This window comes from Caulobacter vibrioides OR37 (genome assembly GCF_000372645.1).
GTDB lineage: Bacteria > Pseudomonadota > Alphaproteobacteria > Caulobacterales > Caulobacteraceae > Caulobacter > Caulobacter vibrioides_E.
This window is the reverse complement of sequence record NZ_APMP01000001.1, coordinates 1-15,102: the sequence shown is the minus strand read 5'-3', so window position 1 is coordinate 15,102 and position 15,102 is coordinate 1. Positions and strand designations below refer to the sequence as shown.

Below are 15,102 nucleotides of genomic sequence, written 5' to 3'. Positions count from 1 at the left end.
CCGCCTCACCGCGCCCGCGCCTGGGCGTAGTCCCTGACCAGGTCGTCGACGATGTCGGCGATCGGCTCGATGCCCCGCACCGCGCCGACGCCGTGGCCCGCCGACCAGACGTCCTTCCAGCGCTTGGCCGTCTCCTCGGGCCGCCCCAGCTTGATCTCCGCCTTGCCGGTCAGCATCGCCGGATCGAAGCCGGCGGCGGCCAGGCTCTGGCGCAGCCAGTTGGCCGGTATGCCGGTCAGGGCGGCCGAGGTGACGATGTCCTCGATCTCGGCCTCGACCAGCATCCGCTTATAGGCCGGGTCGGCGATGCTCTCGGCGCAGGCGATCAGCCGGGTGCCCAGATAGGCCAGATCCGCGCCCAGCAGCTCGGCCGCGCGGATCGCCCGTCCCAGCCCGATGCCGCCGCCCAGCACGATGACGCCGTTGAAGATCTCGCGCACCGCCGGGGCGAAGGCGAAGGCGGCCAGCGGGCCGGTGTGGCCGCCGGCGCCGGAAGCCACCAGCACCAGCCCGTCGACGCCCGCCGCCGCGGCCTTGCGGGCGTGGGTCAGCGAATTGACGTCGGCGAACACCAGCCCGCCATAGCCCTTCACGGCGTCCACCACGCCGCTGGGCGCGCCCAGAGCCGTGATGACGATCGGCGGCCGATGCTTGAGGATCAGCGCCATTTCCTCGTCGCGGCGCGCATAGGAGCCATGGACCATCACATTGACGGCCCAAGGCGTCCCAGGCTCCAGCGCGCCGCCGATCTGGCCCAGCCAGGCGTCGAAGTCCTCCAGCGTGCGGGCGTTGTTGGCCGGGAACGAACCGATGATTCCCGCGCGGCAGGCGCCCAGCACCATGTCGACGCCCGAAACCAGGAACATCGGGGCGGCGATGGCGGGGATGCGCAGCCGGTCGGCGATGGCTTGAGGCAGGGCCATCGCTCAGACGCTCTCCGGACGCTTGGGCGGCCAGGGGAAGAAGCCCGAGGTGCGGCGCATATAGTCCTCATAGCCGGGCTTCTTGCGCTTCATGCGGCCTTCGACGGTCGGCACGCCGCTCCAACGGGTCAGGGTGAAGACCAGCCACGCCGGACCGATCACCGACAGCGCGCCGATCGGCGTCGTCGCGGCCATCACCCACAGCCCAAACCAGACACAGGCGTCGCCGAAATAGTTCGGGTGGCGGGTATAGCGCCACAGACCCTTGTCCATCACTTGGCCGGCGTTGGCGGGGGTCTTGCGGAACCGCACCAGTTGCCAGTCGGCGACACTCTCGAAGATCAGGCCGAAGATCGCCAGGCCGGCGCCGGCCAGGCCCTGCGGTCCCAAGGTCGCGGGCGCGCCGGACAGCTGGCCCAGCTGCACCGGAAGGCAGACCAGCCATAGCAGCGGCATCTGCAGCGCGAACACCAGGCGGAAGGCGGCGTAGCCATAGCCCCAGCCACGCTCGGCCTTGGCCTTGTCCAGCATCCGGACATAGCGGCCGTCGGGCCCATGATCGCGCCAACGCCACAGCATGTAGCCGCCCAGGCGCAGCGCCCACGCCACGCAGATCGCCGTCATCGCCATACGATGCGGCGTGCCGCCGCCGGTCTGGACATAGGTCGAAATCGCCACCGCCCCCATGCCCAGTCCCCACAGGCTGTCGACGGGCGTGCAGTCGCGCTGGGCCACGCAGATCGCCCAGGCCGCGACGAACAGGGCCAGGATCACCCCGGCGTTGACGATCGGTATCAGCAGGTAGTCCGGCATGAAATCTCCCCCGACGCCGCGCTCTCGCTGACGTCATGTTCTTCGTTCAAGCTTATGATCGATCGCGTGAAATTCCAGACGATCTCAGGAAAGGTCGATCACCCCGGCGTCGGGGCTTTCGGCGAACAGGCGCTCGACCTCGCCGACGCGCCGGTCGATGACCGCGCGTCGATTGATCGTGCCCTTGTCCGAGATCTCGTGGGCGTTGGCGTCCGGCGGCGTGGTCAGGACCAGGGCTCGGCGCACCCGCGCGGCGCCGCCTGTTTGGCCGGCGTTGAAGGCCCGCAGCCGCTCGGCGATATCCGCTGGATCAACCTCGCCCTTGGTCCACAGCATCACGCCCAGATAGGGCCGGCCGTCGTCGCACAGCACCAAGTCCGTGACGTGCGGCGACAGGGCGCGCAACAGCCCCTCCCGCAGCGCGCCGCCATAGACCCAGGTTCCGCTGGACAGCTTGAACTCCTCGGCCGCGCGGCCGGCGAAGGCCAGGCCCTGGGTCGGATCGTTCGGATCGTGGAACACCGCCAGATCGCCGGTGCGGTAGTAGCCCTCGTCGTCGAACGCCGCCGCGGTCTTTTCCGGCTCGTCCAGATAGCCGGCCGTCACCTGCGGGCCCTTCACCCGCACCTCGTACCGGTCGCCGACCGGCCATAGCTTGACGACCGCGCCCGGCGCCGGAAGGCCGATGCCGACCTTGTCGCTCTCGAAATGGATGACCATGAAGGCCGAGACCGTCTCGGTCATACCATAGCCGCTGGTCATCATGATCCGGTGGCCGGTCTCGGCCACGGCCATGGCCTGCAGGCGGTCATGGACGCTCTGGGACAGGCCCGCGCCGCCATACAGCATCAGCCGCATGTCCTTGAAGAAGGCGGTCCGCAGCACCGGATCACGCTCCAAGGCGTCGACCAGCATGGCGTAGCCCAGCGGCACATTGTTGAAATAGCGGACCGAGATCTCACGCAGATTGGCGATCGAGGTCTCGAATAGACCGGGCGCGGGCTTGCCGTCGTCGATGTAGAGCACACCGCCCTCCAGCAGGGTCGCCCGCAACACGAAGGCGCCGGCGGCGTGGTGCCAGGGCAGCCAATCCAGCATGACGCTGTCCCAGCCGGCCGCCTTGCCGATGGTCTGGATGCACTGGGTCGTGTTGGCGGCCAGGTTGGCGAAGGTGATCGGCACCACCTTGGGCAGGCCGGTCGAGCCCGAGGTCAGCATCAGCAGCGCGCGATCCTCGGGACGCAAGCTGGCGATGCGGGCGTCGACCTCGGCGGTCACGGGCGTTTCCAGGATGGCGTAATAGGCGATGGCCGGCTTGCCCAGGCCTTCCGGGTCGCCGGTGACGATCACCGCCCCGCCAAGGTCGAGCGCCGACAAGGCGGCCGCGCAAGCCTTTGTATTTTCGGCAAAGATGACACCCGGCTTCACCTTATCGATGACATGGGCCAGGCGGCCGTAGTCGCCGCCCAGGGCCGCGTAAGTCGTGCTCACCGGGCAGGCGCTCCGGCCCGAAGCCAGGGCCGCGAAGCTGATCACCGCAAAGGCGCGGGTGTTGCCGGCCAGGATCAGCACCGGTCCCTTTTCCGGAAGGTCGATCAACCACTGGGTCGCCGCGTCCATGTCGCGCTTCAGATCGGCGAAGCGGGTGTAGGACCACTGGCCGTCCGGGCCGCGATGGGCAAGGGCCGGCCAGTCGCCGCTCTTGGCCGCCCGCTCGGCGAAGGCGCGCGGCAGGTTGGGGTCGTGCGGCGCCAAGGGCACGCGGGAGCGGATCAGGATCGCGCCGTCGGCGCGGCGCTCGACGTCAAGGTCGACCGGCATCAGGTCGGTCGGCCGGAACGGCGCCAGGCGCGGCTTTTCCAGGATGTCGACCATGGTCAGACCCCCACGACCAGGCTGACCGTCGTGGTGGTCGATCCGCCGATGTTCAGGGTCTGGCAGGTCTTGGCGCCTTCGACCTGATAGTCGCCGGCCTGGCCGGTGACCTGCTTGAAGGCGTCCAGGGCCATGCGAACGCCGGTGGCGCCGACGGGATGGCCCAGGCCGATCAGCCCGCCGGACGGGTTGATCGGCAGCTTGCCGCCGATCTCGATATCGCCCGCCTCGATCGCCTTCCAGGACTCGCCCGGGGCGGTCAGGCCCAGATGATCGATGGCCATGTATTCGGTGGCGGTGAAGCAGTCGTGGGTCTCGACCACGTCGATTTGGCCAAGGTCGGTCACGCCCGCCCTCGCCCGCGCGTCCTCGATCGCCCGACGCACCTGCGGGAAGACATAGGGGTTGTCGGCGCTCGCCCGCACCTTGGTCCCGTATGAGATCGGCGCCGAGCGATGGCCCCAACCCTTGATGCGCGGCAAGCTCTCCAGCGAAACGCCGCGCTTTGCGGCGTATTCGGCGGCGCGCGTCTCGGACGCCAGGAAGATCACGGCCGCGCCGTCGGTCACCTGGCCGCAATCCTGCTTGCGCGTGCGCCCCTCGACCACCGGATTGAACTCGTCGTTGGCGGTGAAGCTCTTGTCGTTGAACGCCCACTGCCGCGTCTGGGCGTTGGGATTGCGCTTGCCGTTGGCGAAATTGATCTCGGCGATGCGCATCAGATGCTCGTACTTCAGGCCATAGCGGCGGTCGTACTCGTCGGCGAGATCGGAGAAGGCCCTGGGCCACAGGTAGGTGGCGTCCTGGAACTCGTGGCCGGTCCAGGCGGCCGCGCCCAGATATTCGGCCGCGCGCTGGCCGGGCACGTTGCGCATCTGCTCCAGGCCAACCACGCAGGCCAGGTCGTAGCGTCCGGCCTCGATCTCTGCGCTCGCGGCCAGGATGGCGACCGAACCCGAGGCGCAGGCCGCCTCGTGCCGCGCGGTCGGCAGGCCGTCGAAGTCGGGATGCACCTGCCCGAAGAAGCCGCCCAGCAGGCCCTGGTTGGCGAACAGCTCGGCGACGAAATTGCCGACGTGCCCGCTCTCGACGTCCTTGGCGTCCAGGCCCACGGCCTCAAGGCCGTTCTCGACCGCCTCGGCGAAGCCGTCGACCACCTCCATGCCCTCGCGCGCCCAGTTGCGGGAGAAGTCGCTCTGCCAGCCGCCCAGAATGTAGACCATGATCGTTTCCTCACCCTGCGCGCGGCGTCCGCCGCGTCGTTGTTTCAATCCCGAAGTTCCGGCCTGGCGCGCAACGCCGGCCGGCCGTCCATGAAGGCGGCGAAGGCCTGATGCGCGTCCTCGTAGGTCTCGCGCGGCCCCTCCGCGAGCGCGAGGCGAACCGCCGCGCCGGTATCGTCGTCCAGCCGCACCGGCGGCCCCTCGACTGCCCAAGCCGCGCGCAGGCGCCCGCCGCCCGAGATCAGAGTCTGTCCGCTGATGTCGCAAGCTTCGCTGACTAGCCAGGAGACCAGCGGCGCGACGTCGGCCGGATCCATCCGCTCGGCCAGCGGCGCCGACAGGTGGGGCGTGGTCATCGCCGTCGCGGCATAGGGGGCGATGGCGTTGATCATCAGGCCGCGCTGTCGCCCCTCGACGGCCAGGCCACGCACAAGGCCGATCAGCGCGGCCTTGGACGAGGCGTAGGCCGCCATGCCGTCGCCGCCGTGCAGTCCCGCCGAGGAGGCGCTGAGCACGATGCGTCCGGCCGGCGCCGCGCACAGCGCGCTCCAGGCCGCGTGGACCAGATGGAAGGCCCCTTGGAAATTGATGTCGAAAACGCGCTGGAAGTCTTCGGCCGTCTGGCGATGCAGGCGCGCGGTCTGGGGCACGCCGGCGTTGGAGACCACCGCGTCCAGCCGACCAAACGTCGAGAGCGCCAGGTCCACCAAGGCCTGACCGGTCTCGGCCAGCTCGGCCTCGCCATGATCGGCGATCGCCTGGCCGCCCATGGCGCGGATCTCGGCGACCACCGCCTCGGCGGAGGACGGCTGGGCCCTGTCCGTCCATCGGTTGTTGACGACCACCCGCGCACCCCGCCGCGCCAGGTCCAGAGCGTAGGCGCGCCCCAGGCCCTTGCCGGCCCCGGTGACGATGACAACCCGCCCTTCCAGATCCGCGCCGCCGGTCATGCCAGCGCCCTCCGGTCTGGGTTCAACCGGAACGGCGTAGCCAGCGGCCGGGTCACCGGACCGGGCTCTGCGGCGCAAACCACGGGAATGGCGTTGATGACGCTGCCCGCCACCGCCCACTGCTCGGCCGTGGTCGGCGTCTTGTCCTCGGGATGCTTATCGAGATCGACAGCGATGCGCACGCCGGGCCGCCCCTGGATCTTGAGCCGCCATAGCGGCGGATCGGCCTCGTCCAGATGGGCTGGCTCCATGAACCAGTGGATCGACATGATCAGCCGCCTATCGCCCTCGGCGTGGCCGATCCACCGCCAGTTCACATGCGCCACGCGCCCTTGCGCAATCGTACCTGCCGCGACCTCAAGCGCTTCGGTCGCGCCGAACACGCGGTGTTCGGTAACGATGCGCGAAAGGGACAGGCCCATCGACTTGGCCATCGCCGACAGGGTTTCGGCGTACATGCCGTTCAGCGACGAGGCCGGTCCCCAGGCGGGATCGTTCGGGTCGACCTTGGCCGGATCGGAACCGAAGCCCAGGACGTCGAAGACATATTCGGGGCTGCGCACCGCGCGGCAGTCGACGCTCTCGACCACCTCGATGGCGTCGATGTCGGCGCAGATCCCGCTGGCGACGACCGCCAACTGCTCGGCCGCGAAACCGGGGTTGAGGCCCGCGCCCATCAGGCTGGCTCCGCCCTTGCGACAGGCCGCTTCCAACGCCGCCAACCGCTCGCCCCGCCAGGCGCGGGGATCGCTATAACCGTTGATACTGATGACGTTCTTGCCACTTTCCAGCAGGCGCAGGATCTCGGCGTCGTGCGAGCCGTAAGGCGGCGCCAGGCGCGCGCAGTGGATCACGACGTCCGCGTCCAGGGCCAGGATCGCTTCGACGTCCGTGGTCGCCAGGACGCCGGTCGCCGGGCGCTTGGCGATGTCGCCCGCGTCCCGCCCCGCCTTGGCCGCGCCGTACACATAGAGGCCCACAAGCGTCATGTCGGGATGGTCGAGAACCGCCCGCAGACAGGTCTTGCCCATGGCGCCCGTGGCCCACTGGATGACGCGAAACGTCATGCCTCCTCCCTTGTTGGAGAAAGCTTAGACCGGATAGTCTTGTTATGAAAGTATGTTCGGCGGGATTTTTCCCTCGCCGTCCGTCAGGCCGCGTTTTCCGGCGTCTTGGCCGGCGCCTCGAGGATCTCGAAGGTCACATCGTGCGGCTCCACCGGCTGGCCACAGCACGAACAGGTCACGGCCGGATCCAGCGCGTGAGCGTTGGACTTGTGGCGTAGGATCAGCGGCGGCCCCTCGGGCGAGACATAGTACCGGTCGCCCCAGCGCAGCAGCATCAAAAGCACCGGATAGTAGTCGAGGCCCTTCTCGGTCAGGCGATATTCGAAGCGCTTGCCGGTCAGTTCATGCTGGCGGATCACCCCGATGCCGATCAGCCAAGACAGCCGTTCGGAGAGGATATTGGTGGCCATGGCGGTGTCGCGATGGATCTCGTCGAAGCGGCGCAGCCCGGTGAAGATCGAGCGCAGCACCAGACCCGCCCACCGGTCCCCGGTGATCTGGGCCACGTCGACCATCAGGCTGGACTCGGCCTCGCCGCTGTTGCGCTGCTGGCGGCGGCGGCTGTAGAGCGGCGCCATCCAACCCACGCCCGGGCCTTCGGCCCAGTCGACATCGCGCGGATCGATCTCGTCGCCGCAGGTCAAGCAGGTCGGGACCGGCTCGAACACCTGACCGCAGAGACGATGGCGCAGCTTGAGCCTGAGGCCACCCGAACGCTGGGACCAGCGGCGCTCCCAGCGCAGCATCATCAGCGCCGGCCAGTAGAGATCCAGCCCCTTGCGGGTCATGCGGTATTCGTAACGCGGCGGCGCGTCGACATAGCGGACCTTCTCAAGCACGCCCGCGGCGACCAGGCGCTTGAGACGATCACTGAGCTTGGACTGCAACAGCCCTGTGCGTTCCCGCAGGTCGTCGAAGCGCCGCGCCCCGATCCAGTTGGCCTCGAGGATCAGCAGGACGGCCGTGTCGCCGACCACTTCCAGCGCCCGCCAGATCGAGCAGGTACGGATGAATTTCGAAGACTGCATCTTTCGGGTGTCCGACCGCTCGCTCGCGTGGTCCCCATAAAATCGCCCGAACGCGTGCGCCTATGCAAGTCAGTATAATCACTGTTCAGCTAGCGGCGACTCCCGCCAGATCACGCCGCAGGACCTTGCCCAAGGCGTTGCGCGGCAGATCCGGCACGATCCGCAGCTTTTCGGGCAGCTTGAACGTGGCGATGTTCTGGGCGCGGAGGTGGGCGTTGACCTCCTCCAGCGACAGATCGGCCTCGCCCGCCTTCAGGGCGACGATCGCGCAGACCCGCTCGCCCAGCCGCTCGTCGGGATAGGCCGCGCAGCAGGCCTCGCGCACCTTGGCGTGACTCTCGATGAGACCGTCCAGCTCGGCCGGCGAGATATTGACGCCGCCCCGGATGATGATTTCCTTGCTGCGTCCGACGAAGCGATAGAAGCGCCGGTCCCCGTCGGGCGCGATCTCGAAGAGGTCGCCGCTGCGAAACCAGCCGTCCTCGTCGAACGCGGCCCGGGTCAGGTCCGGAGCCTTCCAGTAGCCATCGAAGGTCATCGCGCCGGCGATGCGCAATTCGCCCTGTCGTCCGGGCTCGCGAACCTCCTCGCCCGTGACCGGGTCGACCAGGCGCGTGCGGATCTTCCGGGCGAAGGCGTTCGGCCATTCGAGCCCCTCCGCCCCGAACCTCGGGAAATAGCGCGCCCGCTGCTCCGGATCGGGAATGGCGGCTCCCGTCGAAAACAGCGAGCATCCCTCGTTCGAGCCGAAAACGTTCATGATCGTGACGCCGAACGCCTCCTGCCAGCGCCGCACCATCCAAGGCGACAGGGGCGCCGAGCCCGAGCCCATGCAGCGCAGCGCCGACAGATCCCGTCCGGCCAGCAGGTCCTCGTTCCTCAACAGCATGGTCAGCACGGCGGGCGGCGCGACGGAATAGACGACGCGCTCGGTCTCCATCTGCTCCAGGAAGACGGGCAGATCGAACGGATGGTGTTGAACCAGCCGGCCCTGGCAGAGGATCCAGGGCATCACCATCCCGCCGATGGCGGCGATGTTGATCAGGGGGAACGGGTTCAGGATCGTATCCCCCTCCCCCAGCTCCGCGGCCTCGACGAGCGCCTCGCCATTGACGACCCAATGATCGTGATGTCGGGGCACGCCCTTGGGCATGGCCTCGGTGCCCGAGGTCCAGCAAATTGTCAGCGCCTCGGCGGCGTCCAGATCGGACGGGGCGTCGAAGCCGCCGGCGGCGGCCATCAGGCTCGGCAGCGACAACGCGCCCTCGGGCGCCTTGACGTCCAAGGTGAAGACCTTGGCGCGCGTGACGCCGGCGCCGACCAACCGGACGAGCATCGCCGCGTGGTCGTAGCCGTGGAAGTCGCCCACCGTGATCAGCGCCTTGGCGTCGAGGCTGGGCAGGATCTGGCCCAGCTCGTGCTCGCGATAGGTCATGGCGATCGGACTGAGGATCGCGCCCATGCGCGCGCACGCCAGGAAGGCGATGACGCCCTCCGCCAGATTGGGCAGCTGGGTCGCGACCACGTCGCCCCGGCCAACGCCGTGCCCCGCTAGCACCGCGCAAAGGGCGTCGACCTCGGCGTCGACTTGCGAAAAGCTCAGGCGACGCGGCGGCGAGCCCACCAGCGCCGCGCGGTTGGGCGCATCGACCAAAGCTTCCGCGCCGCCCCGCGCGGCAACGGCGCGGCGAAAGAGATCATCCACCGTGACCCCACGCCACCAACCCCGTTCGCGATAGGCGGCGATCCGCTCGTCTGGACTCGGACGCAAGACGATCCTCCCTGGCGGCTTTGTTCTTACCCATCCGCGCCAGCCGCGCGCCGAATGGTAAGTATCGTTATGAAAGCATGTCGCCGGCCGCGCAATTCAAATCGGCCATCGCCCCACGCCTCCGGACGGGACGAACCGCTAGACGAAGCCTCGCCCACAACGATAGTTATAACTACGACTTGGAAGCCGTCACGAAAGGGCGCCTCCGAGACTTACCATCCCGCGCCGCCACGTCGCCGGGCCGCGCTGGCGCTCCCGGTCCAGGCCGACTTCGAGGAGAAACGCCATGCCGAAGGCGATGGCCAGACCGACCGCCGCCCCCGACATCGCCCTGGACGCCAAGTTGCGGCCGACCCAGGCCCGAGGTCAGGACACCTATGAGGTGGTTCTGGCGACCGCGGGCGAGATGCTGCGCGAGATGGGCTTCGAACAGCTGACGACCAACGCGGTCTGCAAGCGCGCCGGCCTGACCCCGCCGGCGCTCTATCGCTACTTCCCCAACAAGCACGCCATCCTGAAGGAGTTGGGCGATCGCTTGATGAAGGCTCAGGACGACATGGTCTTCGCCTGGCTCGACGCCGGGGGCATGAACGGCGCGACCGCCGCCGAGCGGATCGAGAAGAACGCCGCCATGCTGGTCGAGATGATCGAGATGACCCGGCGGTTCCCGGGCGGCGCGTCGATCGGCCGAGCCCTGCGCGCGGTGCCCATGTTGCAGGCGCTTCGCGTCGCCTCGCGCGACAGCGTCGCCAGTCGGTTCGCCGAGGTTCTCAAGCAACGTTATCCGCGCGCGCCGGACGCCCGCGTCCGCCTGGCGATGAAGATGATGGTCGAGCTCATCTATTCAGCGGCGGAAATGGCCGTCGAGGAACCCGACCAGGACGCGCGCGCCCTGAGCCGCGAGGTCTGCCTGCTGTTCGAGCGCTATTTCGACACGTTCGACGATCCATCCCTAAGCCCTTGGAGCGACGCCTTGCCATAATAGTAGCTATAACTATCATACCTGCCAAACAGGTACGGGGAGACGAGGATGACGGGGTGGAGCAACTGGTCGGGCAGCGTCGCGGCCTCGCCGCGCCAGCTGGCCAAGCCGCGCACGGCCGCGGAACTGGCGGCCCTGGTGACCCAGGCGCGTAAGGTCCGGGTGGTCGGCGCGGGTCACTCGTTCATGCCGCTCTGCGAGACCGGCGACCTGCTGCTGAACCTCTCCGACTATGAAGGCGCCGTCGAGATCGCGCCCGATCGCAAGACCGTGTGGGCGCCGGCCGGATGGAGCCTCAAGCGGCTCACGGCGGCCCTCTGGACCGAGGGCCTGTCGCTGATCAATCAGGGCGACGTCAATCCGCAGTCCCTGGCCGGGGCCGTCTCGACCGGCACCCACGGCACCGGCGCGGCGCTGGGCAGCCTGTCGACCCAGGTCCTCGGCTTTCGCCTGATGACCGCCGACGGGCGGCTCGTCGAATGCGGCCCGGACCTGAATCCGGACCTCCACGAGGCCCAAAGGCTGTCGCTGGGTCTGCTGGGGGTGGCCGTCGCCATCCGGATCCAGGTCGCCCCCGCCTATCACCTGGAAGAACGTATCGAGCGCCGACCGCTGGCGGAGGTTGCCGAGCGCATGGACGAGCTGAGCGCGGCCACGCGACATATGGAGTTCTTCGTCTTTCCCTATTCGGACGATGTAATCCTGAAGTCCCTGCACCCGATCGCGCCAACCGAAACGGGCCGCGCGGCCAGGGAGATCGGCGACGAGTCCGAAGGCGCCTTCCGCGCGATCTGCGACCTCTGCGCCGCCCTCCCGGCGCTGACCCCGGCGCTGCAGAGACTGGTCATGCGCACCATGGGCAAGGCCACTCGTCGTGTCGGCCCCGCCTACGAGATCTTCCCGGCCGAGCGGAACATCCGTTTCGAGGAGATGGAATACGAACTGCCCCGCGCCTGGGGCGTCCCGACCCTGAAGGCGGCTATCGCCCATATCCGCAAGCGCCGCTTGCCGATCACCTTTCCGCTGGAGTTCCGACTGGTCGCGGGCGACGATATCTGGATGAGCCCCTTCAACGCGGGTCCCGGCGCCTCGGTCTCGCTGCACCAGTACGCCAAGATGCCTTGGCGGCCGGCGTTCGCGGAGATCGAGGCGGTGATGCGCGACGGCGGCGGCCGTCCGCATTGGGCCAAGCGCCACACCCTGACCGCTGACGACGTCCATCGCCTCTATCCGCGCGTCGGCGACTTCCTGCGGGTCCGCCAGGCCTGGGATCCGACGGCCAAGTTCGCCAATACTCACCTGACCCAGCTTTTCGGGCTTTAGAGGAAGCGTGATGACCGACCAAGACCTCCACGCCGGCCTGATCGGCGTTCCCGGCTCGCGCGACGCGCTCAACACGCCCGTGCTGGTGGTCGATCGCGCCGCCCTGGAGCGCAATATCGCGCGCATGGCCGCCTTCGCCGCCGAGAAGGGGATCAAGCTTCGCCCCCATGCCAAGACCCACAAAAGCGTGGACATCGCCAAGCTGCAGCGGGCCGCCGGCGCCGTGGGCTTCTGCTGCGCCAAGCTCGGCGAGGCCGAGGCCCTCGCGGAGGGCGGGATCACGAGCGGCCTCCTGATCACCTCGCCGGTGGTGTCGCCCCCCGCCATCGCCCGACTGGTCGCGTTGAACGCGGCGACCACCGACCTGATGGTCGTCGTCGACCATCCCGCCAATGTCGCGGCCCTAGGCGAAGCGGCCAGCGGCGGCGGCAAATCGCTGAAGGTGGTCATCGACCTCGATCCCGGCATTCATCGCACGGGCGTCAGCTCTCCGGACGCCGCCATCGACCTGCTGAAGGCCATCCAGTCCCAGCCGAGCCTGCTCTATGCCGGCTTGCAGTGCTATTGCGGGATGCAGCAGCACATCGAAGGCTTCGCCGACCGCAAGGGCGCGGTGGAGGAGCGCGGCGCCTATATCCGCTCGGTGGTCGAGGCCTTGAGCGCGGCCGGCGCCCCGCCGCCGATCGTCACCGGCTCGGGCACCGGATCCCACCGCATCGACGCCGAGCTAGGCCTCTTCACCGAGTTACAGGTCGGCTCCTACGTGTTCATGGACGACCAGTACCTGGTCTGCGACATCGCCGGCGCGGGCCCGGACCAGAGCCCCTACGAGCCGTCGTTGTTCGTCGAGGCCCGGGTCGTGAGCGCCAATACGCCGGCTCTGGCCACGGTGGACGCCGGCTACAAGGCCCTGTCGACCGACGCCGACCCGCCCAAGGTGGTCGGCGGCGCGCCGGAGGGCTCGCGTTACTTCTTCATGGGCGACGAGCATGGGGCGATCCTGCCGCCCCCGGGCCAGACGCCCCCCGCTCTCGGCGAGCGCGTCACCTTGCGCGCGCCGCACTGCGACCCGACGGTGAACCTCTACGACACCTACCACGTCGTCGAGGGCGACACCCTGGTGGCGCTGTGGCCGGTGTCCGCGCGCGGACGTTCGCGTTAAAGCCGGCTGCGGCCGAGAGCGCGTTCGGCTTAAGCGTGAGCGGTTAAGCCGAACGCGCTCTAAACATTTAAATCGATAGCCTGTTTGTCCGCTCAAATGAGTCCATTTGAAGCGGACAGGCTTTTGGTCAGGGCGGCGAAGCGGCGCATCAACCGGTCGTAGGTCGAGCGCCGGATCGGACGCTTGTCCCGCAGACGCACCCACGTGGTCTCGCTGATGCCCAGCGTGCCTTGCAGATGCGCCTTGGTGATCGCCGGCAGCAAGCTCCGCAGGCGACGGACCTGGTCGGAGTCGACGATGATCATCGTCATGGGGTCGTGGCCTCGACGAGGTCCAGACGGGCCTTCAGCGGGTCGGCGACGACCTTGGGTCCCTGCCAGGAGAAGTCCATGATCCTGTCCGAGGCGGCCTCATAGCGCGGCCAGGCCGGGCCGCCGGACATGGCCGGAACGCCCGTCTTGGCGAAGCCGATCCAGTAGGCGTGCGCCGCCTTGGCGGCCGCCGCGTCGGCGGGGGTTAGGGCCGCGCCGTAGCGCGCGTCGACCGTGTCGAACACGAACGGGATCTCGGTGGCGTGCGGCGCGCCCCACCACTGCCCGCGCAGGCTCTCGGCCACATACGAGAAGCGGAACTGATAGACTGGCGCGCCCTGGGCCGACAGGGTCTTGGCCACGGCGCGGGCGGGTTCGATGAACATGCGGTCGCCCGCCGCCGCCCAACCATAGACCTTGATGTCGCCGTCGCCCTTGGGGTCGTACAGAGCCTCGGCCTCGGCGCGGCGCGCGCCGAACGGGGCGAAGACCTGGTCGCGGCTGCCGCCGAAGAAGAAGCCGTCGGCGCTGGTCGCGCCGACCATGACCGGCATCTTGCTCCAGGCGCCGGCCTTGTAGGCCTCCAGCGTCTCGCGGGTCAGCATCTTGCCGTCCAGCATCGGGCCGCCGCCCCAGGTGGGCGTGCCCGAGGTGGCCATGTTGAGGCCGTCCACCACCGTGTCGGCCGGCAGGGCGCGCAAGGCGTCCAGCGCCGCCGCGTCGGCGCCGGATACGCCAGCCTTGGCCGCGAAGGCCAGGCCAGCCGCCTCGGCCGAGCGCGCGCCGGGCGGCGCGGTCAGCGGCAGGGCCGGCAAGAGCCGCGGACGACCGCCGCCCGACTCGATGATCGCCTTGTTGAACAGTCCCTTGGCCTGGGGCGCCGTCAGCAGGGCGTGAACGGACATGCCGCCCGCCGACTCCCCGAAGACCGTCACGTTGTTCGGATCGCCCCCGAAGGCCGCGATGTTGTCGCGCACCCATTTCAGCGCCGCGATCTGGTCCATCAGGCCATAGTTGCCCAGCAGTCCGCCGTCCGCCTTGGCCGCCGTCAGAGCCGGGTGGGCGAAGAAGCCGAAGCGGCCGACCCGATAGTTGAAGCTGACCAGCACAACGCCGTCGCGGGCGAAGCGATCGCCGCTATAGACGGCGGGCGAGCTGCCGCCGTTGACGAAGCCGCCGCCATAAATCCAGACCATGACCGGCCGCTTGACCTTGTCCTTCAAGGCCGCTTCCGGCGTCCAGACATTGGCGTAGAGGCAGTCCTCGGCCGGCTTGACGCCCAGGGGGGCGGCGTCGCCGGGGAACGGGTTCTGCATACAGTCGGGTCCATAGGCCTTGGCGTCGCGCGGCGCGGTCCAGGCTTTCGGCGGCTGGGGCGCGCGCCAGCGGAGCGCGCCGATCGGCGGAGCGGCGAAGGGCACGCCCTTGAAGGCGGCCACGCCTTCGGCGGCGGCGCCCACCACGGGGCCAAAGGTGGTCGGAACGGTCGGATCGGCCGCCAGAACCTGGGTGGCGCCCAGGCTCGTGACAGCCGCCAGGGCGGCGATACGAAGGGTCATGACGTTCCTTCCGTTATGGCTTCAGCGCGCGCGGCGCGACCTTGGCGCCGCCTTTCAGGGTCAGGTCGGCCGAGGACGCGCCGACAGCGACCTGATATTGGCCGCCCGTCAAGTT

At 68.8% G+C, this 15,102-nt stretch carries 13 protein-coding genes; 3 read left to right on the top strand and 10 right to left on the bottom strand.

What is annotated here, in order from left to right:
- Positions 1–5: 5 nt before the first annotated feature.
- The 8 genes from OR37_RS00065 to OR37_RS00030 form a co-directional block, all read right to left on the bottom strand.
- A complete protein-coding gene (locus OR37_RS00065; RefSeq protein ID WP_004615030.1) occupies positions 6–923 on the bottom strand; it encodes an NAD(P)H-dependent flavin oxidoreductase in 918 nt (305 codons plus the stop codon).
- 3 nt (positions 924–926) lie between these two features.
- Positions 927–1,736 (bottom strand): DUF1295 domain-containing protein, encoded by an 810-nt coding sequence (locus tag OR37_RS00060; RefSeq protein ID WP_004615029.1) that lies wholly within the window; start codon positions 1,734–1,736, stop codon positions 927–929.
- A gap of 84 nt (positions 1,737–1,820) precedes the next feature.
- Positions 1,821–3,611, bottom strand: a complete 1,791-nt coding sequence (locus tag OR37_RS00055) for an AMP-binding protein (RefSeq protein ID WP_004615028.1) — start codon at positions 3,609–3,611, stop codon at positions 1,821–1,823.
- Positions 3,612–3,613: 2 nt separating this feature from the next.
- Positions 3,614–4,834, bottom strand: coding sequence for an acetyl-CoA acetyltransferase (locus OR37_RS00050; RefSeq protein ID WP_004615027.1), 1,221 nt, complete (start codon positions 4,832–4,834; stop codon positions 3,614–3,616).
- 44 nt (positions 4,835–4,878) lie between these two features.
- Positions 4,879–5,784, bottom strand: coding sequence for an SDR family NAD(P)-dependent oxidoreductase (locus tag OR37_RS00045; RefSeq protein ID WP_004615026.1), 906 nt, complete (start codon positions 5,782–5,784; stop codon positions 4,879–4,881).
- Entirely contained in the window at positions 5,781–6,851 is a 1,071-nt protein-coding gene (locus OR37_RS00040) for an NAD(P)H-dependent amine dehydrogenase family protein (RefSeq protein ID WP_004615025.1), read from the bottom strand. Before OR37_RS00040 ends, OR37_RS00045 begins: the two co-directional genes overlap by 4 nt.
- An 83-nt stretch (positions 6,852–6,934) precedes the next feature.
- Positions 6,935–7,879, bottom strand: a complete 945-nt coding sequence (locus OR37_RS00035) for a winged helix-turn-helix transcriptional regulator (protein ID WP_004615024.1) — start codon at positions 7,877–7,879, stop codon at positions 6,935–6,937.
- 85 nt (positions 7,880–7,964) lie between these two features.
- A complete protein-coding gene (locus OR37_RS00030) occupies positions 7,965–9,650 on the bottom strand; it encodes a class I adenylate-forming enzyme family protein (protein WP_004615022.1) in 1,686 nt (561 codons plus the stop codon).
- 286 nt (positions 9,651–9,936) lie between these two features.
- Here OR37_RS00030 and OR37_RS00025 point away from each other — a divergent pair, with 286 nt between their 5' ends.
- Genes OR37_RS00025 through OR37_RS00015 form a run of 3 tightly spaced genes read left to right on the top strand, consistent with a single transcriptional unit; the run spans position 9,937 to position 13,117 of the window.
- On the top strand, positions 9,937–10,632 hold the full coding sequence (locus OR37_RS00025; RefSeq protein WP_004615020.1) for a TetR/AcrR family transcriptional regulator: 696 nt from the start codon (positions 9,937–9,939) through the stop codon (positions 10,630–10,632).
- A 48-nt stretch (positions 10,633–10,680) separates the two neighbouring features.
- On the top strand, positions 10,681–11,955 hold the full coding sequence (locus OR37_RS00020; RefSeq protein ID WP_004615019.1) for a D-arabinono-1,4-lactone oxidase: 1,275 nt from the start codon (positions 10,681–10,683) through the stop codon (positions 11,953–11,955).
- Positions 11,956–11,965: 10 nt separating this feature from the next.
- Positions 11,966–13,117 (top strand): DSD1 family PLP-dependent enzyme, encoded by a 1,152-nt coding sequence (locus OR37_RS00015; protein WP_004615018.1) that lies wholly within the window; start codon positions 11,966–11,968, stop codon positions 13,115–13,117.
- A 92-nt stretch (positions 13,118–13,209) separates the two neighbouring features.
- Here the strand turns inward: OR37_RS00015 and OR37_RS00010 are convergent, their stop codons facing one another.
- Positions 13,210–13,428 carry a hypothetical protein gene (locus OR37_RS00010; protein ID WP_004615017.1) on the bottom strand — a complete coding sequence of 73 codons (219 nt, stop codon included), beginning with the start codon at positions 13,426–13,428 and terminating at the stop codon, positions 13,210–13,212.
- A complete protein-coding gene (locus tag OR37_RS00005) occupies positions 13,425–14,987 on the bottom strand; it encodes a carboxylesterase/lipase family protein (RefSeq protein WP_004615016.1) in 1,563 nt (520 codons plus the stop codon). Before OR37_RS00005 ends, OR37_RS00010 begins: the two co-directional genes overlap by 4 nt.
- Between the last annotated feature and the right edge of the window lie 115 nt (positions 14,988–15,102).